The 19,828-nt window shown below is 69.0% G+C and carries 24 protein-coding genes; 17 read left to right on the top strand and 7 right to left on the bottom strand.

Features of this window, described 5'->3' with window-relative positions; genetic code table 11:
• Nucleotides 1-194: 194 nt before the first annotated feature.
• From C3L37_RS16280 to C3L37_RS16270, 3 genes are read left to right on the top strand one after another with little or no spacing between them, the layout of a single operon-like run.
• On the top strand, nucleotides 195-1,190 hold the full coding sequence (locus C3L37_RS16280; protein WP_228546289.1) for a TAXI family TRAP transporter solute-binding subunit: 996 nt from the start codon (nucleotides 195-197) through the stop codon (nucleotides 1,188-1,190).
• 1 nt (nucleotide 1,191) lies between these two features.
• The gene (locus tag C3L37_RS16275) at nucleotides 1,192-1,683 is read left to right on the top strand and encodes a DUF1850 domain-containing protein (protein WP_129115656.1); all 492 of its coding nucleotides are present in this window, start codon (nucleotides 1,192-1,194) and stop codon (nucleotides 1,681-1,683) included.
• A complete protein-coding gene (locus C3L37_RS16270) occupies nucleotides 1,680-3,695 on the top strand; it encodes a TRAP transporter permease (RefSeq protein ID WP_129115655.1) in 2,016 nt (671 codons plus the stop codon). Before C3L37_RS16275 ends, C3L37_RS16270 begins: the two co-directional genes overlap by 4 nt.
• A gap of 67 nt (nucleotides 3,696-3,762) precedes the next feature.
• Here the strand turns inward: C3L37_RS16270 and C3L37_RS16265 are convergent, their stop codons facing one another.
• The gene (locus C3L37_RS16265; protein WP_129115654.1) at nucleotides 3,763-4,227 is read right to left on the bottom strand and encodes a MaoC/PaaZ C-terminal domain-containing protein; all 465 of its coding nucleotides are present in this window, start codon (nucleotides 4,225-4,227) and stop codon (nucleotides 3,763-3,765) included.
• A gap of 102 nt (nucleotides 4,228-4,329) precedes the next feature.
• Between C3L37_RS16265 and C3L37_RS24450 the strand changes: the two genes are divergently transcribed.
• Both C3L37_RS24450 and C3L37_RS16260 read left to right on the top strand, forming a co-directional pair.
• On the top strand, nucleotides 4,330-4,497 hold the full coding sequence (locus tag C3L37_RS24450) for a hypothetical protein (protein ID WP_164974774.1): 168 nt from the start codon (nucleotides 4,330-4,332) through the stop codon (nucleotides 4,495-4,497).
• A 33-nt stretch (nucleotides 4,498-4,530) separates the two neighbouring features.
• Complete coding sequence (locus C3L37_RS16260) at nucleotides 4,531-4,989, top strand: hypothetical protein (protein ID WP_129115653.1); 459 nt, start codon at nucleotides 4,531-4,533, stop codon at nucleotides 4,987-4,989.
• A gap of 72 nt (nucleotides 4,990-5,061) precedes the next feature.
• Here C3L37_RS16260 and C3L37_RS16255 read toward each other — a convergent pair whose 3' ends face one another.
• Nucleotides 5,062-5,256 carry a cold-shock protein gene (locus C3L37_RS16255; protein WP_129115652.1) on the bottom strand — a complete coding sequence of 65 codons (195 nt, stop codon included), beginning with the start codon at nucleotides 5,254-5,256 and terminating at the stop codon, nucleotides 5,062-5,064.
• Between the two features lie 228 nt (nucleotides 5,257-5,484).
• On the opposite strand from C3L37_RS16255, the gene C3L37_RS16250 reads away from it, so the two are divergent.
• A complete protein-coding gene (locus C3L37_RS16250) occupies nucleotides 5,485-5,886 on the top strand; it encodes a hypothetical protein (RefSeq protein ID WP_129115651.1) in 402 nt (133 codons plus the stop codon).
• Here the strand turns inward: C3L37_RS16250 and paaK are convergent.
• Nucleotides 5,883-7,175: a phenylacetate--CoA ligase PaaK gene (gene paaK / locus C3L37_RS16245; protein ID WP_129115650.1), complete on the bottom strand. Its 1,293-nt coding sequence runs from the start codon at nucleotides 7,173-7,175 to the stop codon at nucleotides 5,883-5,885. The two genes, C3L37_RS16250 and paaK, sit on opposite strands and share 4 nt — an antisense overlap.
• Before the next feature lie 122 nt (nucleotides 7,176-7,297).
• Here paaK and C3L37_RS16240 point away from each other — a divergent pair, with 122 nt between their 5' ends.
• Nucleotides 7,298-8,497: a thiolase C-terminal domain-containing protein gene (locus tag C3L37_RS16240; protein WP_129115649.1), complete on the top strand. Its 1,200-nt coding sequence runs from the start codon at nucleotides 7,298-7,300 to the stop codon at nucleotides 8,495-8,497.
• Nucleotides 8,494-9,966: a zinc ribbon domain-containing protein gene (locus C3L37_RS16235; protein ID WP_129115648.1), complete on the top strand. Its 1,473-nt coding sequence runs from the start codon at nucleotides 8,494-8,496 to the stop codon at nucleotides 9,964-9,966. Before C3L37_RS16240 ends, C3L37_RS16235 begins: the two co-directional genes overlap by 4 nt.
• 35 nt (nucleotides 9,967-10,001) lie before the next feature.
• Here C3L37_RS16235 and C3L37_RS16230 read toward each other — a convergent pair whose 3' ends face one another.
• The gene (locus tag C3L37_RS16230; protein ID WP_129115647.1) at nucleotides 10,002-10,244 is read right to left on the bottom strand and encodes an amphi-Trp domain-containing protein; all 243 of its coding nucleotides are present in this window, start codon (nucleotides 10,242-10,244) and stop codon (nucleotides 10,002-10,004) included.
• A gap of 105 nt (nucleotides 10,245-10,349) precedes the next feature.
• Between C3L37_RS16230 and C3L37_RS16225 the strand changes: the two genes are divergently transcribed.
• From C3L37_RS16225 to C3L37_RS16195, 8 genes are all read left to right on the top strand, one after another.
• Nucleotides 10,350-11,231 (top strand): 3-hydroxyacyl-CoA dehydrogenase family protein, encoded by an 882-nt coding sequence (locus C3L37_RS16225; protein ID WP_129115646.1) that lies wholly within the window; start codon nucleotides 10,350-10,352, stop codon nucleotides 11,229-11,231.
• On the top strand, nucleotides 11,224-12,075 hold the full coding sequence (locus C3L37_RS16220) for an enoyl-CoA hydratase/isomerase family protein (RefSeq protein ID WP_129115645.1): 852 nt from the start codon (nucleotides 11,224-11,226) through the stop codon (nucleotides 12,073-12,075). Before C3L37_RS16225 ends, C3L37_RS16220 begins: the two co-directional genes overlap by 8 nt.
• Before the next feature lie 230 nt (nucleotides 12,076-12,305).
• On the top strand, nucleotides 12,306-12,944 hold the full coding sequence (locus C3L37_RS16215) for a DUF6517 family protein (RefSeq protein WP_129115644.1): 639 nt from the start codon (nucleotides 12,306-12,308) through the stop codon (nucleotides 12,942-12,944).
• Nucleotides 12,945-12,986: 42 nt separating this feature from the next.
• Nucleotides 12,987-13,151 (top strand): hypothetical protein, encoded by a 165-nt coding sequence (locus C3L37_RS24445; RefSeq protein ID WP_164974778.1) that lies wholly within the window; start codon nucleotides 12,987-12,989, stop codon nucleotides 13,149-13,151.
• A complete protein-coding gene (gene corA, locus C3L37_RS16210; protein ID WP_129115643.1) occupies nucleotides 13,148-14,125 on the top strand; it encodes a magnesium/cobalt transporter CorA in 978 nt (325 codons plus the stop codon). The genes C3L37_RS24445 and corA overlap by 4 nt, the downstream gene beginning before the upstream one ends.
• Before the next feature lie 256 nt (nucleotides 14,126-14,381).
• Nucleotides 14,382-15,362 (top strand): transcription initiation factor IIB, encoded by a 981-nt coding sequence (locus C3L37_RS16205; RefSeq protein WP_129115642.1) that lies wholly within the window; start codon nucleotides 14,382-14,384, stop codon nucleotides 15,360-15,362.
• Nucleotides 15,363-15,439: 77 nt separating this feature from the next.
• A complete protein-coding gene (locus C3L37_RS16200) occupies nucleotides 15,440-15,619 on the top strand; it encodes a DUF7836 family putative zinc-binding protein (RefSeq protein WP_129115641.1) in 180 nt (59 codons plus the stop codon).
• 409 nt (nucleotides 15,620-16,028) lie between these two features.
• Nucleotides 16,029-16,265, top strand: a complete 237-nt coding sequence (locus C3L37_RS16195) for a UPF0058 family protein (RefSeq protein ID WP_129115640.1) — start codon at nucleotides 16,029-16,031, stop codon at nucleotides 16,263-16,265.
• A gap of 46 nt (nucleotides 16,266-16,311) precedes the next feature.
• On the opposite strand, the gene C3L37_RS16190 is transcribed toward C3L37_RS16195, so the two are convergent.
• Both C3L37_RS16190 and C3L37_RS16185 read right to left on the bottom strand, forming a co-directional pair.
• Nucleotides 16,312-16,797: a DUF555 domain-containing protein gene (locus C3L37_RS16190; RefSeq protein WP_129115639.1), complete on the bottom strand. Its 486-nt coding sequence runs from the start codon at nucleotides 16,795-16,797 to the stop codon at nucleotides 16,312-16,314.
• A 97-nt stretch (nucleotides 16,798-16,894) separates the two neighbouring features.
• On the bottom strand, nucleotides 16,895-17,809 hold the full coding sequence (locus C3L37_RS16185; RefSeq protein WP_129115869.1) for a DNA-3-methyladenine glycosylase family protein: 915 nt from the start codon (nucleotides 17,807-17,809) through the stop codon (nucleotides 16,895-16,897).
• Between the two features lie 268 nt (nucleotides 17,810-18,077).
• Here C3L37_RS16185 and C3L37_RS16180 point away from each other — a divergent pair, with 268 nt between their 5' ends.
• Nucleotides 18,078-18,359 (top strand): DUF5789 family protein, encoded by a 282-nt coding sequence (locus tag C3L37_RS16180; protein WP_129115638.1) that lies wholly within the window; start codon nucleotides 18,078-18,080, stop codon nucleotides 18,357-18,359.
• Nucleotides 18,360-18,421: 62 nt separating this feature from the next.
• Here the strand turns inward: C3L37_RS16180 and C3L37_RS16175 are convergent, their stop codons facing one another.
• On the bottom strand, nucleotides 18,422-19,726 hold the full coding sequence (locus C3L37_RS16175; protein ID WP_129115637.1) for a M20 family metallo-hydrolase: 1,305 nt from the start codon (nucleotides 19,724-19,726) through the stop codon (nucleotides 18,422-18,424).
• Nucleotides 19,727-19,828: the final 102 nt, after the last annotated feature.

Raw genomic sequence — 19,828 nt, 5'->3', positions numbered from 1 at the left:
GCGGTCCGCGTGATCGAGCATGGAAACCGTCGGAAGCACCGCCGCATAAGCGTTCGCCCCGCGGTAGGCGAGAGGAGGCGGACGCGGGGGCACGGCGGCATACGAGATATGGATTCTGAGTGAAAACTATCTTACTCGCGAATAAATAAATTCGTCGAAAATACGCTTATTAACAATGATCGATACGGGGGCGTATGGCTCGTGACAGCGGCACGCGGAGGCTGGACAGACGGACGTTCGCGAAGGTAGCTGGGGGGGCCGCGATCGCCGGGCTCGCCGGGTGCGTCGGCGGTCCCGCCGGGGCCGGCGACGAAGGGTCTGGGGGACAACAGTTCGTCACCATCGGCACCGGCGGCACCGGCGGGGTGTACTACCCGCTCGGGGGCGGGATGGCCGACGTTCTCAACGAGAACATGGACGGCGTGGAAGCGTCGGCCGAGTCCACGGGCGCGAGCGTCGAGAACTGCCGGCTCGTCGCCGACGAGGAGATGACGATGGCGCTCGCGCTTGGCAACTCGGTGCTCCTCGCCGTCGACGGCGAGGGCGACTTCGACGAGCCGCTGCCGCTGGCCGCGCTGTTCGGCGCGTACCAGAACTCGACGCAGGTGATCACGCTCGAAAACACCGACATCGAGTCGATCGCGGACATGGAGGGCAGGAAGGTGAGCGTCGGCTCGCCCGGGAGCGGAACCGAGGTGATCGCGAAGGAGCTGCTCGAATTTTACGACCTCACGTACGACGACATCGACGAACAGCGCCTCTCGTTCGGCGAGACCGCCAGCGCGCTCAAGGACGGGCAGATCGACGCCGGCTTCTGGAGCGTCGCGTACCCCGCCTCCTCGATCCAGGATCTCGCGAGCCAGCGGAACATCCGGATGCTCGACTTCCCGGCGGAGGATCTCGACGAACTCACGAGCGAGTTCGACTACTACGTGAAGGGCACCGTCCCGGCCGAAACGTATCAGGGCCAGGACGAGGACGTGAACGTCCCCGACGTGACGAACTCGATGGTCGCGCGCGAGGACATGGGCGAGGACCTCGCGTACGAGGTCGTGAAGACGATCTACGAGAACGTCGACGCCCTCGTCGAGGTCCACCCGGCGGCGGAGCAGTTCGAGGAGACGGCCCGCGACGCGCCGATCGACCTGCACCCGGGCGCGAGGAAGTACTTCGACGAAGCGGACCTCTGAGATGCGCGGTCGGCGGGTCGTCGCGGCCGTTTTCGCGCTGCTTCTCGTTGCCGGCGCGGCGACGGACGTGACCGTCCTAGCGATGGAGGACCCGCGGAGCGGCGAGACGCTCGGCGTCGAGCGAGTTCACGAGGGAGATCGGTTCGCGATACACTACGTCCACTCGTTCGACGAGACGCCGATTCACGAGGTGTACGAGGTACGCGGGACGTCGATCGTGCAGGTCCGCGAGGAGTACCGGTACCACGCGATCGGCCTCGAATACACCGAGGCGAACCGGACCCGGGAGGGGAACTTCACGGTGCTTCGGATGCACCGCGATCTCGGCTCGTTCACCGTCCGCGTGGCGAAGTACACGAACCAGACGCTCGTCTCCGACGGGCGAGAGCGGCCGCTGTACGAGTACGCGGATCGGTGGGACTCGATCCGGTTCTCGGTGCAGCGGGTGAGCTACCTCGACTATCTCCGGTTGCGGGCGGAGGCACACGTATGACGAACACGACACCGACCGACGGCGAACTGAGCGAGGGAGAGTTGACCGACGAAGCGAAAGGCGACGCCGAGACGAAGCCGGGGAGGACCCTGTCCGGGCGGGCCCGAACCGCGGCGGTCGCGGTCGCGGTCGTGGCGGGAACGTACCACGTGCTCATCGCCGGATTCGGAACGCCGGGCGCGTTCACCAACCGGTCGCTCCACCTGGCGGCGATCACCGTGCTGGCGATGCTGTACTTCCCGGCGCGAGCCGCGGACCGAGAGGGCGTCCCGTGGTACGACTGGCTGCTGATCGCGGTCGGGGTGCCGAGCGTCCTCTACATCGCGTACGCCATCAGGTACGGCGGGTTGGCCCAGCGATCCGGCGCGCCGCTGCCGCAGGACCTGCTGTTCGGGGCGGTCACGATCCTGATCGTGCTCGAAATAACGCGCCGCGCGACCGGCCGGGCGCTCCCCATCATCGCCGGGGGATTCCTCGCGTACGCCTACTACGGGCGGTTCATGCCGGGGCCGCTCATCCACCGGGGGTACTCGATCGAGCGGATCGTCTCGCACACGTACCTGACGACGGAAGGGATCTTCGGCATCCCGCTCGACGTGAGCGCGACGTACGTCGTCGTGTTCATCATCCTCGGGGCGTTCCTCGAGGAGACGGGGATCGGCGACTGGTTCATCGACCTCGCGTACGGGGCGACCGGGCGCAGCACCGGCGGCCCGGCGAAGACGTCGGTCCTCGCGAGCGGGTTCCTCGCGAGCCTCAACGGGAGCGCCGTCGCCAACGCGGCGACAACCGGCGCGTTCACCATCCCGCTGATGAAGCGCACCGGGTTCAAGAACCGCTACGCCGCGGCCGTCGAGTCCGCGGCGTCCAGCGGCGGCCAGATCATGCCGCCGGTGATGGGCGCGGGCGCGTTCATCATGTCGGCGTGGACGGGCATCAGCTACGTCGAGATCATCGCCGCGGCCGCGATCCCGGCGCTCCTGTACTTTCTGAGCGTCGGCGCGGCGGTCCACTTCCGCGCGAAGCGACAGGGGCTGGAAGGGATCGAGCGGGCGAACCTGCCCGATCCGAGGCACCTGCTCAGGACCGGCGTTCACTACCTGATCCCGATCGTCGCGCTGGTCGCCATGCTGGTGTTCGGCTACTCCGCGATGCTCGCGGCGTTCGTCGGGATCGTGCTCACGCTCGTCGTCGCGATCCCCCTCTCCGCCGTCCGGGGGTTCGTCGGGGCGCTGGTGAACGGCGACGTCGGGACCGCGCTGGGGCTGCTCTCCGACGCCGGCGGCCTCGTCGTGCGCGCGCTCGACCGCGGGATGCGGATGACCGTCGTGGTCGCGGTCGCCTGCGCCACCGCCGGGATCGTCGTCGGGATGGTGACGCTCACCGGTCTCGGACTGAAGTTCAGCTCGCTCATCGCGTCGGCGTCCGGCGGCGTGCTCATCGTCGCGCTCGCGCTGACGATGGTGACCTCGATCGTTCTCGGGATGGGGCTGCCGACGACGGCCGCCTACGTCGTGCTCGCCGCGCTCGGCGCGCCCGCGCTCACGCAGCTCGGGGTCGAAACGCTCGCGGCGCACCTCTTCATCTTCTACTTCGGCATCATCAGCGCCATCACGCCGCCGATCATGCTGGCGGTGTTCACGACGAGCAGCATCGCGGAGTCCGATCCGTGGAAGACCGGCCTGACGGCCGTGAACCTCGCCGCCGCGGGCTTTCTCGTGCCCTACCTGTTCGTGTACGGGCCCGAACTGCTCCTCATCGGCTCGACGACGAAGGTCGTCGTCGGCGCGGCGACGGCGCTCGTCGGGGTGGTCGCGCTCTCGGCGGGGACGCAGGGGTACCTGTACGCCCCGACGCACGTCGTCGAACGGGCCGTCCTCGTCGCGGGGGCGGTCGTGCTCATCGCACCTGGGATGACGACCGACCTCGTGGGACTGGCGCTCATCGCCGTCGTGTTCCTCCGTCAGTACGCGAGCGGCAGGGGCGAGATCGGGGCGTCGCCGACGAACTGAGCGCCGTCTCTCTCGCGGGTGCACGATCCGGGCGGGGATTCCTCGCGCGCGATCGTCCGGGAGGAGACTACGCTCCCCTCGTCTTGATCATGAACTTCATGTCGCCTGCGAACACGACCTCGCCGTCCTGTCTCGTCATCTCGGTGTCGACGACGACGAGGCCGGCGTCGTCGCGGCTGGAGAACGGCCTCGTTTCGGTCACCTCCATCGCGAGCGAGACGGAGTCTCCCATCCGGACCGGCGCGGGGATGTCCATGTAGTTCATGCCGAGGAAGGCGAGCACCGTCCGTTCTAGAAAGCCACAGCGGTAGACGAAGCCGGTTGCGAGGACGAACGTCATCGGGCCGTGGGCGACGCGCTCGCCGAAGTACTCGTCCTCGGCGTAGTGGCGGTTGGTGTGAAGCTCCGTCCAGTCGCCAGAGAGCGCAGAGTGCATCACGAAGTCCGTCTCGGTCACCGTCCGGCCGACGCTCCGGAACTCCTGGCCGACCTCGAAGTCCTCGAAGTAGTGCGGCTCGTAGCTGTAGGCCATGGCCCCAGTTCACGTAACGATGATAAAAATTTGTGTACGTTCCGTCGCGGAGTAAGCGTTCCATGATAACATTTAACATCCAACGCGCCGAACCGCCGTCCGATGCCAGAGCACCCTTCCTACGTCTGTCGCGCCTGCGACTGCAAGGTCAGCCCCGCGGCGTACCGCGCCGCCTGCCCGGAGTGCGGGGGCGGACTCCGCCCCGCGACGCCCGGATGGAGACGCCGCCCGATCGACGTCGGGGGCGGCGCACCGGCTAAAGGGCAATAGGGATCGACGTCGTAAGCGAAGCCGAAGCGAAGGATGAGCGACGGAACGAACCGACGACGCGACGGGGTCGGCGGCGCGGATCCGGCGGCGATCAGGTCGATCGCGGTGACGGTCGACGACGTCGTGACCGCGCTCGAAGCGACCGAGCGGAGCGGCCGGCGGGTCGTCCTCCGGATCACCCCGCCCTTCTACGGGCGGATGCGCGCGCGAATCCACGTCGAAGGGGGCGAGGGAGCGTACGAGGGCGACGAGCGGCCGATCCACGTCGACCCGCGCCGCCTCGTCGACGCGGACGCGCCGCCGTACCCGGAGGTCGACGAGACGGTGGACGAGCTCGGGGCGAGAATGGACTACTCCCCGGAGGAACACCGCGCGCGGCACGTCGAGGCCGTCGAACGGTGGCGGGCGGCGGTGCGCGAACACCTCGTCCGGTCGGTCGCGCTCGAAACGCCGGACGGGCCGCACGAGGTCGACGTCAAGCCGCTCGGCTGAGCGGCGTCGCGCGGTCGAGGCGGCACTGCCGCTGGTCGGCCGGTAAAATACTGAAAACCGTCTTTCGTGTCGTTACAGCCGCTGAAGGTTCTTCGCGCGCGGGCCCTTGTCGGCCTGTTCGATGTCGAACTCGACCTCCTGACCCTCTTCGAGGTCCGGGCCGCCGACGTCCTCCATGTGGAAGAACACGTCCTCGTCCGCGTCCTCAGTGTCGATGAATCCGTAACCGCCAGTGTCGTTGAAGAAAGCGACAGTACCTTTTGCCATTCGCAATAACTCCGTTACTTACTCCGGCGTTTAGGCATATATACCTGTGGGTTTGATATTCAGGCGTCGAGGAGACAATCGGGACCGTCGCACCGTCCGGACGCGACGAGAGAACGGGGACGCGAGCGACGAAAGAACGGAGTGGCGAACGACGAAAGAGCGGGGACGCGAGGGAAATCGCCTCCGCGGGACGAACCGCTTTTCACCCGGCGGCGGCCTACGTCGGGCATGGACGGCTACCGACGCGGCACAGAGGTCCACCGGACGAAGCGCCGACCCCGCGTGAAGGGACGGTACCGGTCGATCCTGCCGATCGTCTGGGTGATCGGCGGCGTCATCCTCCTCCTCGTGTCCTCCCTCGGGATCGGGGCGGTGCTCGGCGTGCTCGTCGGCAGCCACGGCTTCTTCGCCCTCCTCGTCTACGCCGACGTCGCCTCGCTCCGCAGGCAGGGGTTGCGGTGGGGTCGCACCCGGTACCTGTGGATCCTCGCGGCGCTCGTGCTGCCGTTCGTCGCGCCCGCGTACTACCTCCGCAGCGGGCGACTGATCGGGGCGGAGAACGAGCGCCGCGACGCCGTCGAACGCGGCGAGATCGAGGACCCGAGGGCGGAACGAAACGGCGAGGGTTAGGCACCCGTCCGGTGGTCGAACACGCGCTTTACCTTCCCGGTCTCCTGTCGCTCGATGCCGCCGGGATCGACGACGGCGAGCGAGTCGGGCGTGAACCCGAGGACGGTCTTCAGCCGGTCGTAGAGTCGCTCCCGGAGGTCGTCGACGTCCCCGTCGAAGTGGTCGTCCCGCTCGACCGTGATGTCGATCGCGTCGAGTTGTCCGTCGCGGCGCAGGTCGATCCGGTAGTGCGGGGCGACTTCCTCGAACTCCACGACGACGGATTCGATCTCGCTCGGGTAGAGGTTCACCCCGCGGACGATGAGGAGGTCGTCGCTCCGCCCGGTGACGTGGCCCATCCGTGCCACCGTCCGCCCCGACGCCGACGGCTCGCGGGTGAGCGTCGTCAGATCGCCGGTTCGGTACCGCAGCACCGGCACCGCCTCCTTCGTCAGGGTCGTGAACACGAGTTCCCCCTCCTCGCCCTCGGGCAGCGGCTCGCCGGTGTCCGGGTCGATCACTTCCGGGTAGAAGTGGTCCTCCCAGACGTACAGGCCCCCCTTCTCGACGCCCTCCATGGCGACGCCCGGTCCGACGATCTCCGAGAGGCCGTAGATGTCGAGCGCGGTCACGTCGAGCGCCTTCTCGATCTCCCGGCGCATCGGCGGCGTGCACGGCTCCGCCCCGACGATGACCGTCGAGAGGTTCCACGCTCGCGGGTCGACGCCACGCTCCTCGGCCGCCTCGGCGAGGTAGAGCGCGTAGGAGGGCGTGCAGGTCAGCACGTCGGCCCCGAGGTCGGAGAGCAGTTCGATCTGCCGGCCGGTCTGCCCGCCGCCGATGGGGATGACGTTCGCCCCGAGTTCCTCGCAGCCCATGTGGACGCCGAGCCCGCCCGTGAAGAGGCCGTACCCGTAGGCGTTCTGGACGAGATCGCCCGACTCGACGCCGGCGGCGACGAGCGAGCGGGCCATCGCCTCCGACCAGACGCCGAGGTCGCGCTCCGTGTACGCGACGATCTTCGGCTTTCCCGTCGTCCCCGACGAGGCGTGGATCCGCCGGAGTTCGGACTGGTCGACCGCGACGAGGCCGTCGGGGTATGTGTCGCGGAAGTCGTCCTTCGTCGTGAAGGGGAGCTTCGTCACGTCGTCGATTCCCCGGACGTCGTCGGGCGACACGCCCGCCTCGTCGAGCGCGGCGCGGTAGTGCGGGACGTTCTCGTAAGCGTGCTCGACGGTCTCTCTGAGCCGCTCTCCTTGCAGTTCGCGGAGTTCGGGTCGGGGGATCGACTCTCCCTCATCGTAAACCATGAACGACCCTCGGCGAGAGTCCACAAAACCGTTACCCTGCGGTCCCTCGGTGCGTCGCGGCGGCGCGGGCGACGAGCGCCGCCACCGCGGGGTATATCACGATCGACCCGTATGGTTCGGGCATGGCTGACGCGTATCTCGTGGGAGCGGGCCAGTCGGACTACGGGTCGTTTCCCAACGAGAGCTACCGATCGCTGTTCCGGGCGGCGTACGAGGACGCAGCGGAGAGCGCCGGCGGCCTCGAACCGGGCGACGTGGACGAGGCGTACGTCGGAACGCTGGGGGTCGGAGGGCGGCAACTGGGACTCCCCGGACCGGCGGTTACGGAGCACGTCGGCCTCCGAGGCGTCCCCTGTACCCGTGTCGAGAACGCCTGCGCGGCGAGCGGCTACGCGATCCGATCCGCCGTGATGGCGGTGAAAAGCGGGATGGCCGACCTCGTCCTCGCGGGCGGGTTCGAGGTGATGACCGACGCGTCGAGCGAGGCGACGAGGTACTGGCTCGGCGTCAGCGGCGAGACCGAGTGGGAGCGCATGGCCGGCACGACGTTCTCGGGGGTGTACGCGCAGATGGCGGACGCGTACCTCCGCGAGCACGGCGCGGCGCGGGAGTCGCTCTCGCGGGTCGCCGTGAAGAACCACGCGAACGGTGCGAAGAACCCACACGCCCACCTCGGCTTCCCCTGCACGCTGGAGGACGCCGAATCGGCCCCCGTCGTCGCCGACCCGCTCACGCTGTACCACTGCTGTCCGACCACGGACGGGGCGGCCGCGGTGCTCGTCGCGAGCGAGGAGGCCGCGGCGTCGTTCGATCGGCGCGTCCGGGTCGCGGGCGTCGGCGCGTCGACCGACCGGGTCGGGCTGTTCCAGCGCGACACGTACACGTCGATTCCGGCGTCGAGACGGGCGGCGACGGCCGCCTACCGGATGGCCGGCGTCGACCCGACGGATCTGGACTTCGCGGAGGTCCACGACTGCTTCGCCATCGCGGAACTGCTCGCCTACGAGGACCTCGGGCTCTGCGAACGCGGCGGGGCCGTCGGCATGATCGACTCGGGCGCGACGGAGATCGACGGGCGGCTCCCCGTCAACACCTCCGGCGGGCTGAAATCGAAAGGCCACCCCATCGGCGCGACCGGGGCCGGACAGGCGGTCGAGGCGTTCGAACAGCTCACCGGCGACGCGGGCGATCGCCAACTCTCCGCCCCCCAGCGCGGCCTGACGCACAACGTCGGCGGCAGCGGCGGCGCGGCGGTGGTCCACGTGTTCGAGACGGAAGACGCCGATCCGCCGGCCGCCGCCGACGGAGGGACGAGCGCATGAGGGGCGAGCGCACGAGGGCGGAGCCGCGCCCGCCGGCGCCGCGGGCGGACGGGCGCGTCGGCGTCGCCGGGGTCGCGGCGTACGCCCCGAGGTACCGCGTCGACGCCGAAACCGTCCGGGAGGCGTGGGGACGGTTCGATGCGGCCGGGATCCGCTCGTCGGCCGTCCCGGCGGCGGACGAGGACGCCCTGACGATGGCGACGGAGGCGGCGGAGCGCGCGCTCGACGCCGCCGGGGTCGCGGCGGGCGAGATCGAGGCGCTCGCGTTCGGGACCTCGACGCCGCCGGTGGCGGCGACGGATCTCACCCCGCGGCTCGGCGAGTTCCTCGGGGTTCCCGCGACCGCGGTCCGGCGGTACCTGACCGGGAGCGCGCGGGCGGGGACGGAGGCGTTCGCCGCCGCCGTCGACGCGGGTCGATTCCCGGCGCTCGTTGTCGCCGCCGACTGTCCCCGCGGCGAACCGGACAGCCCCGAAGGACACGCCGCGGGCGCGGGCGCGGCGGCGTTCGTCCTGACCGACGACGGGCCGACGACACTCGAAGACCGCGCCGAGTACGGCGTCGACTACCCGGGGACGCGCTTCCGACGGGCGGGGAGCGAGTCCGTCGAAGGCCTCGGCGTCACCGCGTACGACCGCGAGGCGTACACCGAAGCCGTACGCGGCGCGGTCGAAGGGCTGGAGGACGCGACCGCGGGGGCGGTCGCGCTGGGCGCACCCGACGGCAGACTCCCGTACCGCGCCGCGAAGGCGCTCGATATCGACCCGGAGGCGGTTCGTCGCGCCGCGGCCGTCCACGACCTCGGCGACGCCGGGGCGGCCGGGCCGCTCCTCTCCCTCGCCCGCGCGCTCGCCGGCGGCGCGACGCGAACGCTCGTCGTCGGCTACGGCGACGGCGCGGGCGCCGACGCACTCCTCTTTTCGGGCGACGCGCCCCCGGTCGACCTCGCGCTCGGCGGCGGCGAGTCGGTGAGCTACGCCGACTACCTCCGCCTGCGTGGCGAGATCGTCGGCGACCCGCCGGCCGGCGGCGGCGCGATGGTGTCGGTGCCGTCGTGGCGGCGGAGCCGCGAGGCGCGGTACCGCCTCGTCGCCGGTCGCTGTCCGGCGTGCGAGGCGCTCGCGTTCCCCGCCGAGGGCGCGTGCCCGAGCTGCGGCGCGCTCTCGGGATTCGAGCGCGTCGAACTCTCCCGGCGCGGAGCGGTCGAGACCGTCACGACCGTCTCCCCGGGGGGCGCGCCGCCGGAGTTCGCACGGCAGGGCGCGCGCGGCGGCGAGTTCGCGACGGCGATCGTCGCGTTCGACGCGGAGAGGGAGGAAGAAGAGGGGCGCGCGAGCGTGCCGATGCAGGTGACGGACGCCGACCCCGAGCGCGTGGGAGCCGGCGACGCCGTCGAGGCGGTGGTCAGGCGGATCTACACGCAGGAGGGCGTGACGCGGTACGGGCGAAAGGCGCGACCCGTCCGCTGAGACGACGGTCGCGGGACGGCGGATCCGACGCGCGCCTACTTCGGCTTCCAGTCGATCGTGACGGTGACGGATTCGCGGCTCCCGCGGAGGATCGACGAGCGCTCGCGGACGCCGACCTCCACGTTCACCCTCTTCGGCGGGTGGAGCCTGACGGTCTTGTTCCCGACCCGAACGTCGCAGCCGTCGTCGCCGTCGCGGAGCGCCGCCGCCAATCGTTCGAGACGCTCCGCGGCCTCCTCGCGCGCGAGCTTCTCCTCGGTGATCGTCTTGTCTGACATGTTCGACGGAAAGTCCGCCGCACGAGACTGTAACTCTACGGGCCGAACAGCGAGGCGAACGCCGGGAGGGAATGATTTAATCGCCCGCCGGTCACGGAATCCTTCATGAACGTCTGTGTACTCGGCGCGGGGACGATGGGCCACGGCATCGCCCAGGTGAGCGCGATGGCCGGCCACGAGGTGGCGCTCCGGGACGTCGACGAGGGGATCGTCGACGAGGGGATCGAGGCGATCGAATCGAACCTCGACGGCGGGGTCGAGCGCGGGAAGGTCACCGCCGAGGCGGCCCGGGAGGCGCTGGACCGGATCGTCGGAACGACGGACCTCGCGGCGGCCGCGTCCGACGCGGATCTCGTGGTGGAGGCCGTCCCGGAGGACGAGGAACTGAAGCGGACGGTGCTCGGCGAGGTCGAGGAGGTCGCGCCCGCCGACGCCGCGATCGCGACGAACACGTCTTCGCTCCCGGTGACGGGCATCGCGAGCGCGCTGTCGGACCCGACGCGGGCGATCGGACTGCACTTTTTCAACCCGGTGCACATCATGGCGCTGGTCGAGGTCGTCCTCGCGGAGCAGACGTCGGCGGAGACGCGGGCGTTCGCCGAGGCGTTCGTCGACGGGATCGGAAAGACCGCCGTCGTCGTGAACGACGCGCCCGGGTTCGCCAGCTCGCGGCTCGGCGTCGCGCTCGGCGTCGAGGCGATGCGGATGGTCGAGGAGGGCGTCGCGGAGCCGCGGGACGTCGACGCCGCGATGGAACTCGGGTACAACCACCCGGTGGGACCGATCGAACTCGGCGACGTGGTCGGGCTGGACGTGCGCCTCGGCATCCTCGAACACCTGCGCGAGGAACTCGGCGAGCGGTTCCGCCCGCCGACGATCCTCCGGAACAAGGTACGCGCCGGGAAGCTGGGCAAGAAGACCGGCGAGGGGTTCTACGTCTGGGAGGACGGCGAGATCGCGGGCGTGAGCGGGGTGGACGATGCGTGACGGCGGTGAGAGAGCGGACGGCGGAAAGGAAGCGAGCGTCGTCGCCGTCGCCGCGGACTGCGAACACGTCGAGGCCGAGGTCGGCGCGCGCGGCGAGGGGGTAGCGACCGTCGCGATCGACCGACCGGACGCGCGCAACGCGATGAACGCGGCGGTTCGGCGGGAGCTGAAGGCCGTCTTCGCGGCCGTCGCCGACGACGACGCGGTTCGGGTCGTCGTCCTCACCGGGTCGGAGGAGGCGCGAGCGTTCGTCGCGGGCGCGGACGTGACGGAACTCAGAGATCGGAGCCTCGTCGAGCAGCGCGAGGCGAGCGAGCGACCGCGCGTGTACGAGACGGTCGCCGACTGTCCGAAGCCGGTGATCGCGCGGATCAACGGCCACGCGCTCGGCGGCGGCTGCGAACTCGCGCAGGCGTGCGACGTGCGGTTCGCCCGCGACGACGCGAAGCTCGGCCAGCCCGAGATCAACCTCGGGCTCGTTCCCGGCGGCGGCGGAACGCAGCGGCTGGTGCGGCTCGTCGGTCCCGGACAGGCGATGCGGCTCGTCCTCTCCGGCGAGCTGATCGACGCGACGGAGGCGGCCGAGATCGGCCTCGTCGAGGCGGCGGTGCCGGCCGACGCGCTGGACGATCGCGTGAACGACCTCGCGCAGAAGATGGCCGACAAGAGCCCCGTGGCGCTCCGGCGGGCGAAGGAAGCCGTTCGGGCCGCCTCGCGGCTGGACCTGGAGGCCGGCCTCGACTACGAGCGCGAGCTGTTCGTCGGCCTCTTCGCTACCGAAGATAAGGACGAGGGAATCGACGCGTTTCTGGAGGACCGCGAGCCGGTGTGGCGAGGTCGTTGAAAACCCCGCGGCACGGGCACGGTGACTGTCAGAGGCACGTGGCAGCCGTGTCAACGCCGCGGGTGAGAGACCGTACGTCGCCGAGGGTCATCAACTAACCGTGACACCCAGCGTCTCGGAAACGTCCCGATGATGTCAACATTTGGAGACACTTCGACGACGTTCGAACCTCCGAATACCGGACGGGAGAGCCACATAACTTATGGCGTGAGAGTCTGAAAGGCGAGAACATGTACACACGCAGACGTGTGGCGACGGGCGCGCTCGCGGCGCTGACGCTGGGAGGCGGGTGTCTCGACTTCGTCACCGGGGAGGAGGCGCTCACGTTCGAAGCGGAGCCGGCGAGGACCGACGAGGAGACCGCGTCGGACGCCGGGTACGAACTGGAGGAAGAGGAGTCGCAGACGGTGGAGCGCGAGTTCTCGGCGGCCGGGCAGACGCGGACGGTGGAGGCGACGAACGAGATCGCGACCTACGAGAAGACGATGCGCATCCCGGTCGTCGGCGAGGCGAAGCTCGGCGTGTTCGCGGTCATCTCCAGTCCGGCGGTCGAGGTGGCGGGGAAGACGTTCAACCCGATCGGCGACTACGACCACGACGAGCTCGTCGAGATGCTCACCAGCAACTACGAGGGGCTCAGCGATCCGGAGAAGGTGGACGAACGGTCCGCGACGGTGCTGGGGAGCGACGAGACGGTGAGCAAGTACGAGGCGACGGCGACCTTCGAGGGGCAGGAGGTGGACGTGTTCGTCCACGTCGCGAAGGCGCGGGACGACGACTTCGTCGTCCCGCTCGGCGTCTACCCGCGGGACGCGGACGAGGAGGAGAACGTCGTCTCGATGATGGAGGCGATCGAGCACCCGGCCTGAGGCCCGGCAACGCTTTTCACCCGCGCGCGCAAGCCCGGAGATATGGATCGCGCGCTGACGGCCGGCGTCGTCCTCACCGGAGCGGGACTCGTCGGCTACGCGGTGGGCCTCGTCGCGCCGTACCCCGGACGGGCGTTCTCCGTCACGGGCGTGATGATCGGGGTCACGCTGCTCGCGGTCGGCTACGGCGGGGAGGAGCGATCGTGATCTCCGCCGTCGTCTACGACGCCGACGGAGCCACGGCGTACGCGGATATCGAGCGCGCGAGGGCCGCGACGGGAACGACGTGGGTCCGGGCGTCGAACGCGGACGCCGACGAACTGGCGGCGGTCGCCGACGTCTTCGGCATCCACCCGCTGTCGGTCGAGGACGTCCGGCGGGGCGTCCGACCGAAGTCGGAGGATTACCCCGCGCACCTGTTCGTGCTGGCGAAGACCGCGACGCTCCGCGGCGGCGAAACGGCGTTCCGGGACGAAATTTTGACGCGACCGGTTGGGCTGTTCGTCGGCTCGGACTGGCTGGTGACGATGTCGACCCACGCCCCCGAGCCGGTCGAGCGAACCTGGGACGCCGTCGGACGGGGCGACGAGCGCCTGTTGCGGTCCGGTCCGGACTTCGCCGCGTACCGGATCCTCGACGGGATCGTCGACGGCTACTTCGACCTGCTCGACGAGATCGAGCGGACGATCGAGGAGGTCGAGGACGGTATCCTCGACGGGCCGGATCCGGACGTGCTCCGGTCGCTCAACGCCGTCCGGCGCGACCTGCTGTCCGTCCGAAAGCTCCTGTGGCCGACCCGCGAGGCGATCGTCCCGCTCGCGCGGGGCGATCCCGACGAGATCCGCGAGCCGACGGAGAAGTACTACCGCGACGTCGGCGACCACCTCGTCCAGCTCGTCGACCTCACGGAGACGTACCGCGACCTCGCGAGCGGCGCGCGGGACATCTACCTCAACACACTGTCGCAGTCGACGAACGAGGTGATGAAGCGGCTGACAGTCGTCGCGACGATCATTTTACCGCTGTCGTTCGTCGTCGGCGTGTACGGGATGAACTTCGGCGAGGGCGCGTACAACATGCCGGAGCTGCGCTGGACGTTCGGGTACCCGGCGGTGATGATCGGGATGGCCGCCGTGGCCGTGATCCTGTTGACGTACTTCAGAAACGAGGGGTGGCTCTGACGCGCGTTCGGACGCGGGTGACGACGGTACGGAACGCCGCCAAATCGACGAAACCGTTAAGAACCGTGAGGGTATCGAGGGCGCATCGGAAGAACGGGACGACGCCGCGGCGAAGACGGCCCAGTCGGTCGATTTTCGTCTCGCACAGCCGCGAAACATTTATATACTTTTCGGCCCTTTACTACTCGTAAGGACGCGCCCGCCGGGTTTTCTTTCGTCTCTTCGAACCGGTGAGAGCGGGGTCCCCCACACGATCATGAGCGATACGACAATCCGCACGTACACGGAAAACGGTGAACAGCAGCGAGAGACCACGGAGCGGGAGGTCTCCGAGTCGGTCCGCACGTGTCCGGAGTGCGGTGGTCGGCTCGTGACCGACACGGAGCACGGCGAAACCGTCTGCACCGACTGCGGGCTCGTCGTCGAGGAGGATTCGGTCGACCGCGGCCCCGAGTGGCGCGCCTTCAACGGCGAAGAGCGGAACTCGAAGTCGCGGGTCGGCGCGCCGACGACGCAGATGATGCACGACAAGGGCCTGTCGACCAACATCGGCTGGCAGGACAAGGACGCCTACGGAAAGGCGCTCTCGGCCCGCCAGCGACGGCAGATGCAGCGGCTTCGGACGTGGAACGAGCGGTTCCGCACGCGCGACTCGAAGGAGCGGAACTTGAAGCAGGCGCTGGGGGAGATCGACCGGATGGCGAGCGCGCTCGGGCTGCCCGAGAACGTCCGCGAGACCGCCAGCGTCATCTACCGCCGCGCGCTGAGCGAGGATCTGCTCCCGGGACGCTCGATCGAGGGTGTCGCCACCAGCGCGCTGTACGCCGCCGCGCGACAGGCCGGCACGCCCCGCAGCCTCGACGAAATCGCCAGCGTCTCTCGCGTCGACAAGATGGAGCTGACGCGGACGTACCGCTACGTGGTGCGCGAGCTGAAGCTCGAGATCCAGCCCGCGGACCCCGAGCAGTACGTCCCGCGGTTCGCGTCGGACCTCGACCTCTCCGACGAGACCGAACGCCGCGCCCGACAGCTCCTCCGAACCGCGAAGGAGGCGGGGATCCACAGCGGAAAGAGTCCGGTGGGGCTCGCGGCGGCCGCCGTCTACGCGGCGGCGCTGCTCACCAACGAGAAGGTGACCCAGAGCGAGGTGAGCGACGTCGCGAACATCAGCGAAGTCACCATCCGAAACCGGTACAAGGAGCTCCTCGAAGCCGAGGAACTCGGACTGTTCGCGTGAGTTCGACCGGCGTTCGGCCCCGAGACGGACGAAACCCGCAACAACTTTTATTGAGGTAGCAGGCGACAGTCGTGACCATGGTCGAAGCGTTCGTCCGCCTGTTGTGCCCCGAGTGCGGAAAGGAGTGGGAAGCGAACCCGAGCGATCTGCCGGCGACGCGACGCAACTTCGATTGCCCGAACTGCCACGCCACGCGCCGGCTGACCGAGTTCATGCGGACCGAGCGCGACCTCGAAATCGTAAAACAGTTTCAGTAGCGTTCACCGGCCGGAACCCGGCGTGCGCGCCCGGGTCCGCACGCGAGGACGAGAGTTTTCCCGTTCGCGAGATGCGCCTTCGGGAGTCCGCGCTCCGACCGGCGCACGGAGGCATCTTTGGTTTGACGGATCGATCACGCGCGGCGGGATACCGCGCCGCGCTGCCGATGGTCGACGGCGGCGAGTGTGGTCCGCTGACTCGTCGGCTCGACCGTGAGTTCACCGACGAAACTGACGTGAACAATGGAGTAACCGACGTTTACTATCAGGGTAAGAAGAAACTAAAACGTTCACACCGCACCGCCGTGAGGGGGCGAAATCCGCCGTCAGATGCCACCGAGCGGGCAGGAGTGTGCTAACGGTGCTCAAGATAATAATATAACCCTCCAGTTGCAAGCATGGGTTGCTCATGAAGAAGCAGGAGCTCATTCACCTTCACGGCCTGCTTGCAGAGGTACAGAACCAGTGCGAAAAATGGGAAGGACGCGAGTTCGAAATGTCGGAGTACGAGACGCTGGGCGTACGACCGACATCTATTCACAAGTCAAAGACCGACCACAAGGCGGCCGTTTTTGAGCTGGCGCGCGGGATTACGTCGTCGATGGGAGAAGCCGAGTCGGAAGCGCTCGCTCCACAGGCCGACTGAATCGAAGTCCTCGTCCCCTACCGGAACTCACAGCCAGTAGCGGCGGCTATCCGCCGGACTCTTCCTCGACCATCTCCTCGAACTCGGGGAGGAGGTCGTCTTCATCGTCGCCGTCGGCGGCCTCCGCGGCGCTCTCGTCGGCGTCCGCGTCCGCCTCGGTCTCCGAATCCGTCTCCTCGGCGTCGTCGTCCCCGTCCTCTTCGAGCTCCTCCACGGAGAGGATTTTCAGCGGAATGTTCGCGAGTCGCTGGCCGATCTCCTTGCGGGCGATCCGGCTCGCGTGCTCCTCGCGTTCGACGTTGAACACGGTCATTTCGAGTTCCAGCGCGACGAGCGCCTCGTCGGCCGCGATGAACGCCGGCGGAAGCTCGTCGCCGGACGGAGACTCGCGGGAGCCCATATTTATCTCGACGTAATTGAGCTTCGGATTAAGCATCTCACCCGTCTTCGAGATGGCGATTCGAATCGCCTCGTCCGGCGTCTCCACGTCGTACACGGGGACCGCCGCTTCCACGACGACTCTACAATCCATTGTGGGCGCTAGTTGTCCACGCGGCTGTATGAACCTTCGCCTGAATACCCCGGGGAGCGGGATAATAAAATTGCCCTTCGATAAGAAAAAACCCGTCTCAAGCGCCGCCGCCCCGGAGATAGTAGAACACGTACGTTTGCGCGTAGCCGGCGTAGCGGCCCCCGAAACGTTCGCGGATGGCCCGAGAGGTGGCCGCGTAGTTTCCCCGCTCGCAGTCGGGGTAGTTGTCGGCGATGGCGCTCTTGATCCACGTGTCGAGCGGCACCGCCTCCAGGAAGCCGAGCGAGAACAGGAGGACGCAGTCGGCCACCTTGTCACCCACGCCGACGAACCGGGTGAGGTACTCGCGCGCGTCCTCGTACGGCAGTTCGGCGGCGGCCGTCGGGTCGGCCTCTTCTTCCGCGACCATCTCCGCGGTCCGTCGGACGTACGGCGCGCGGTAGCCGAGGTTGAGGTCGCGGAGCTCGGCTTCCGTTCGGGCGGCGAGTCGCTCCGGCGACGGGAACGCGCGGAACTCGCGGCCGCCCGCGACCACGGTGTCCCCGTAGGTCCGTGAGAGCGCCCGCTGCATCCCGTGGATGCGCGAGACGCGCATCTGCGCGGAGCAGATGAAAGAGACGAGACACGTGAAGGCGGGGTCGCGGACGAGCCGCATCCCGCGGTACGCCTCGAAGGCTCGCCGGAGGAGCGGATCGTCGGGCGTCGCGGCGCGGATCGCGTCGAGGTCGTCGTCGAGCCGGAGCAGGTGCGCGAGGATCGGGACGGCGTCGGTCGTCGACTCCCACTCCAGCGCGCCGTCGGTCTGGCGGACGCGAACGACCTCGCGGCGCTCCGTCACGCCCTCGATCGACGGAACGACCGTCTCGTACCAGGCGTCGCCGCCGCGGGCGTCCGTCGACTCGTACATCCGACCGTCGGGGCGATCCCAGAGGTACGACTGACCGCTTTCGAGGGTCGCCTGGAGGTCGAACGGGCCGTCGAGATCGGCGAGGGGAATCGCGCCGGTTTCCATCGGCGAATCCGACGGGTCGGACGACTTTTCGGCTTTCGATTCCGTCGCGGCCGCCGTGACGGCGAACGCCCGTCTCTTGGTTGTCGGATCCATACCGCGTTGACGAGACGCGTCGCGTCTCGTTCGCACATCGGAACGCGAAGCGTTCCGAGGACGCCTCGAGGCACGGGCACTCTCCTTGCTTTTTAAGGGCGGACCTCGCCGGCGCCCCGTCGTTTCGACGTTTCGGTCAGAGTCGCTTTTTGGGGCGTCCGAAAAGAGCGCGGCGATGCGTCTCAGCGAAACGTACCGGACGGTGGATCGAGCGTTCGACTTCCCCATCGTCGCAGAACGGCTGACGGAGGAGCTGGGAGATCGGACGATAGCGTCGCCGAACGGGGACGAAGAGACGATCGGCGAGGTCGTCGACCGCTGTTCGGTGTCGCGGTTCTACTCGGCGAAGGACGTGTACGAAGTCCTCCTCTGTCACGTGACCGACGCGTACGTCGGCCGGAAGTTCTACGACGATCGGGCGGGGAATCCGCACTACGCAGACGATCTGTCGTTCTGAAGCCACCCGGAGCGAGGCTCCGATTCGAGCGGCGACGACGAGTCGACCCGAGACCGCGTCGGCTACGGCAGCGCCCCCGCCGCGTCGGCGATCGACCCGGCGAGCACCCGCGCGGCGGCCGCGCAGTCGCTCCAGTCGGTCCACTCGCGGGGGTTGTGCGAGACGCCGTCGCGGGAGGGCGCGAAGAGCAGGGCGGCGTCGGTCGCGCCGGCGACGTGCATCGTGTCGTGTGCGGCCCCCGAGTGGAGGTCCACGGTGTCGACGCCCGCCCCCTCGCCCGCGCGGTGTGCGATCCGGCGAAGGCGGTCGCTCATCGGCGTCGGTTCGAGGTCGAACGGTCGCGAGAACTCGGTTTCGACGCCGCGCCCGCGTTCGAGCAGCGCGAGGCTCGCGCGGGCCGCCTCGACGATCGTCTCCATCGACTCGGCGGAGACGTCCCGAACGTCCACGCCCATCTCGACGGTCCCGGGGACGACGTTCGTCGCGTTCGGCCGGACGGTGAGGGAGCCGACGGTCGCCACCGCCGTCTCGCTCGACGCCGCGACGACGTCGTTCGCCGCCGCCTCCACGTCGAGGACGAACTCGCTCGCGGCGGCGAGGGCGTCGGTCCGATCGTCCATCGGCGTCGCGCCGGCGTGGTTCGCCTCGCCGCGGACAGTCACCTCGCAGTGGGTGATGCCGGTGATGGTCGTCACGACGCCCACGGGGGACGTCGTCTCGTCGGACGACGCCTCGGCGGCCGACGCTCCCTCGGTCGCTCCCACGCGCTCCAGCCGCGTGTCCTGTTCGACGTGGAGTTCGAACCAGGCGTCCCACCCGGCCGCGTCGAGGCGGCCTTCGCCCCGGAAACCGATCTCGTCGAGGGCAGCGTCGAGGGCGACGCCCGCGTCGTCTTCGAGCTCGAGCGCCTCCTCGACCGTCCGCTCGCCGACCGCGACCGACGAGCCGAGCAGTCCGTTCGAGAACCGCTGACCCTCCTCCTCGGAGAAGCACACGACCGAGATCGGACGGTCGGGGTCGAGCCCGGCGTCCTGCGCCGCCCGGACGCTCTCCAGCGCGGCGTAGACGCCGAGCGGCCCGTCGAAGATGCCGCCCTCGGGAACCGAGTCGAGGTGACTCCCGGCGGCGACCGGCGCGGCGTCCGGATCCGCGCTCTCGGGGAGCCACGTCCCCGACACGTTGCCGACGGCGTCGACGGTCACCGAGAGTCCGGCGTCGCGGAGCCGCTCGACGAAGTACTCGCGCGCCCGTCGACTCGCGTCGGTCCCGGCAAGGACGGTTCGACCGCGCCCCTCGTCCGTCTCGATCGCCCCGAACGCCGCGTTGGCCTCGATGTCCGCCCGAAGGCGGTCTGCGTCGACGTGCATCGTCGTCCGCGACGGCGGCGACGGGTTTGATCCTTGCTATCCGGTGACGCCCGTCACGATGACGCTAGCGAATCTCTCACTCATCCCAACAGTAATGGGTTC

Origin of the sequence: Halegenticoccus tardaugens (assembly GCF_004116405.1) — an archaeon.
Taxonomy (GTDB): Archaea; Halobacteriota; Halobacteria; order Halobacteriales; family Haloferacaceae; genus Halegenticoccus; species Halegenticoccus tardaugens.
This window is presented reverse-complemented; position numbering and strand designations above follow the sequence as displayed.

Coding starts and splice junctions, on each gene's coding strand:
- C3L37_RS16280 (WP_228546289.1), top strand. CDS start 195: ATGGCTCGTGACAGCGGCACGCGGAGGCTGGACAGACGGACGTTCGCG.
- C3L37_RS16275 (WP_129115656.1), top strand. CDS start 1,192: ATGCGCGGTCGGCGGGTCGTCGCGGCCGTTTTCGCGCTGCTTCTCGTT.
- C3L37_RS16270 (WP_129115655.1), top strand. CDS start 1,680: ATGACGAACACGACACCGACCGACGGCGAACTGAGCGAGGGAGAGTTG.
- C3L37_RS16265 (WP_129115654.1), bottom strand. CDS start 4,227: ATGGCCTACAGCTACGAGCCGCACTACTTCGAGGACTTCGAGGTCGGC.
- C3L37_RS24450 (WP_164974774.1), top strand. CDS start 4,330: ATGCCAGAGCACCCTTCCTACGTCTGTCGCGCCTGCGACTGCAAGGTC.
- C3L37_RS16260 (WP_129115653.1), top strand. CDS start 4,531: ATGAGCGACGGAACGAACCGACGACGCGACGGGGTCGGCGGCGCGGAT.
- C3L37_RS16255 (WP_129115652.1), bottom strand. CDS start 5,256: ATGGCAAAAGGTACTGTCGCTTTCTTCAACGACACTGGCGGTTACGGA.
- C3L37_RS16250 (WP_129115651.1), top strand. CDS start 5,485: ATGGACGGCTACCGACGCGGCACAGAGGTCCACCGGACGAAGCGCCGA.
- paaK (WP_129115650.1), bottom strand. CDS start 7,175: ATGGTTTACGATGAGGGAGAGTCGATCCCCCGACCCGAACTCCGCGAA.
- C3L37_RS16240 (WP_129115649.1), top strand. CDS start 7,298: ATGGCTGACGCGTATCTCGTGGGAGCGGGCCAGTCGGACTACGGGTCG.
- C3L37_RS16235 (WP_129115648.1), top strand. CDS start 8,494: ATGAGGGGCGAGCGCACGAGGGCGGAGCCGCGCCCGCCGGCGCCGCGG.
- C3L37_RS16230 (WP_129115647.1), bottom strand. CDS start 10,244: ATGTCAGACAAGACGATCACCGAGGAGAAGCTCGCGCGCGAGGAGGCC.
- C3L37_RS16225 (WP_129115646.1), top strand. CDS start 10,350: ATGAACGTCTGTGTACTCGGCGCGGGGACGATGGGCCACGGCATCGCC.
- C3L37_RS16220 (WP_129115645.1), top strand. CDS start 11,224: ATGCGTGACGGCGGTGAGAGAGCGGACGGCGGAAAGGAAGCGAGCGTC.
- C3L37_RS16215 (WP_129115644.1), top strand. CDS start 12,306: ATGTACACACGCAGACGTGTGGCGACGGGCGCGCTCGCGGCGCTGACG.
- C3L37_RS24445 (WP_164974778.1), top strand. CDS start 12,987: ATGGATCGCGCGCTGACGGCCGGCGTCGTCCTCACCGGAGCGGGACTC.
- C3L37_RS16205 (WP_129115642.1), top strand. CDS start 14,382: ATGAGCGATACGACAATCCGCACGTACACGGAAAACGGTGAACAGCAG.
- C3L37_RS16200 (WP_129115641.1), top strand. CDS start 15,440: ATGGTCGAAGCGTTCGTCCGCCTGTTGTGCCCCGAGTGCGGAAAGGAG.
- C3L37_RS16195 (WP_129115640.1), top strand. CDS start 16,029: ATGAAGAAGCAGGAGCTCATTCACCTTCACGGCCTGCTTGCAGAGGTA.
- C3L37_RS16190 (WP_129115639.1), bottom strand. CDS start 16,797: ATGGATTGTAGAGTCGTCGTGGAAGCGGCGGTCCCCGTGTACGACGTG.
- C3L37_RS16185 (WP_129115869.1), bottom strand. CDS start 17,809: ATGGAAACCGGCGCGATTCCCCTCGCCGATCTCGACGGCCCGTTCGAC.
- C3L37_RS16180 (WP_129115638.1), top strand. CDS start 18,078: ATGCGTCTCAGCGAAACGTACCGGACGGTGGATCGAGCGTTCGACTTC.
- C3L37_RS16175 (WP_129115637.1), bottom strand. CDS start 19,726: ATGCACGTCGACGCAGACCGCCTTCGGGCGGACATCGAGGCCAACGCG.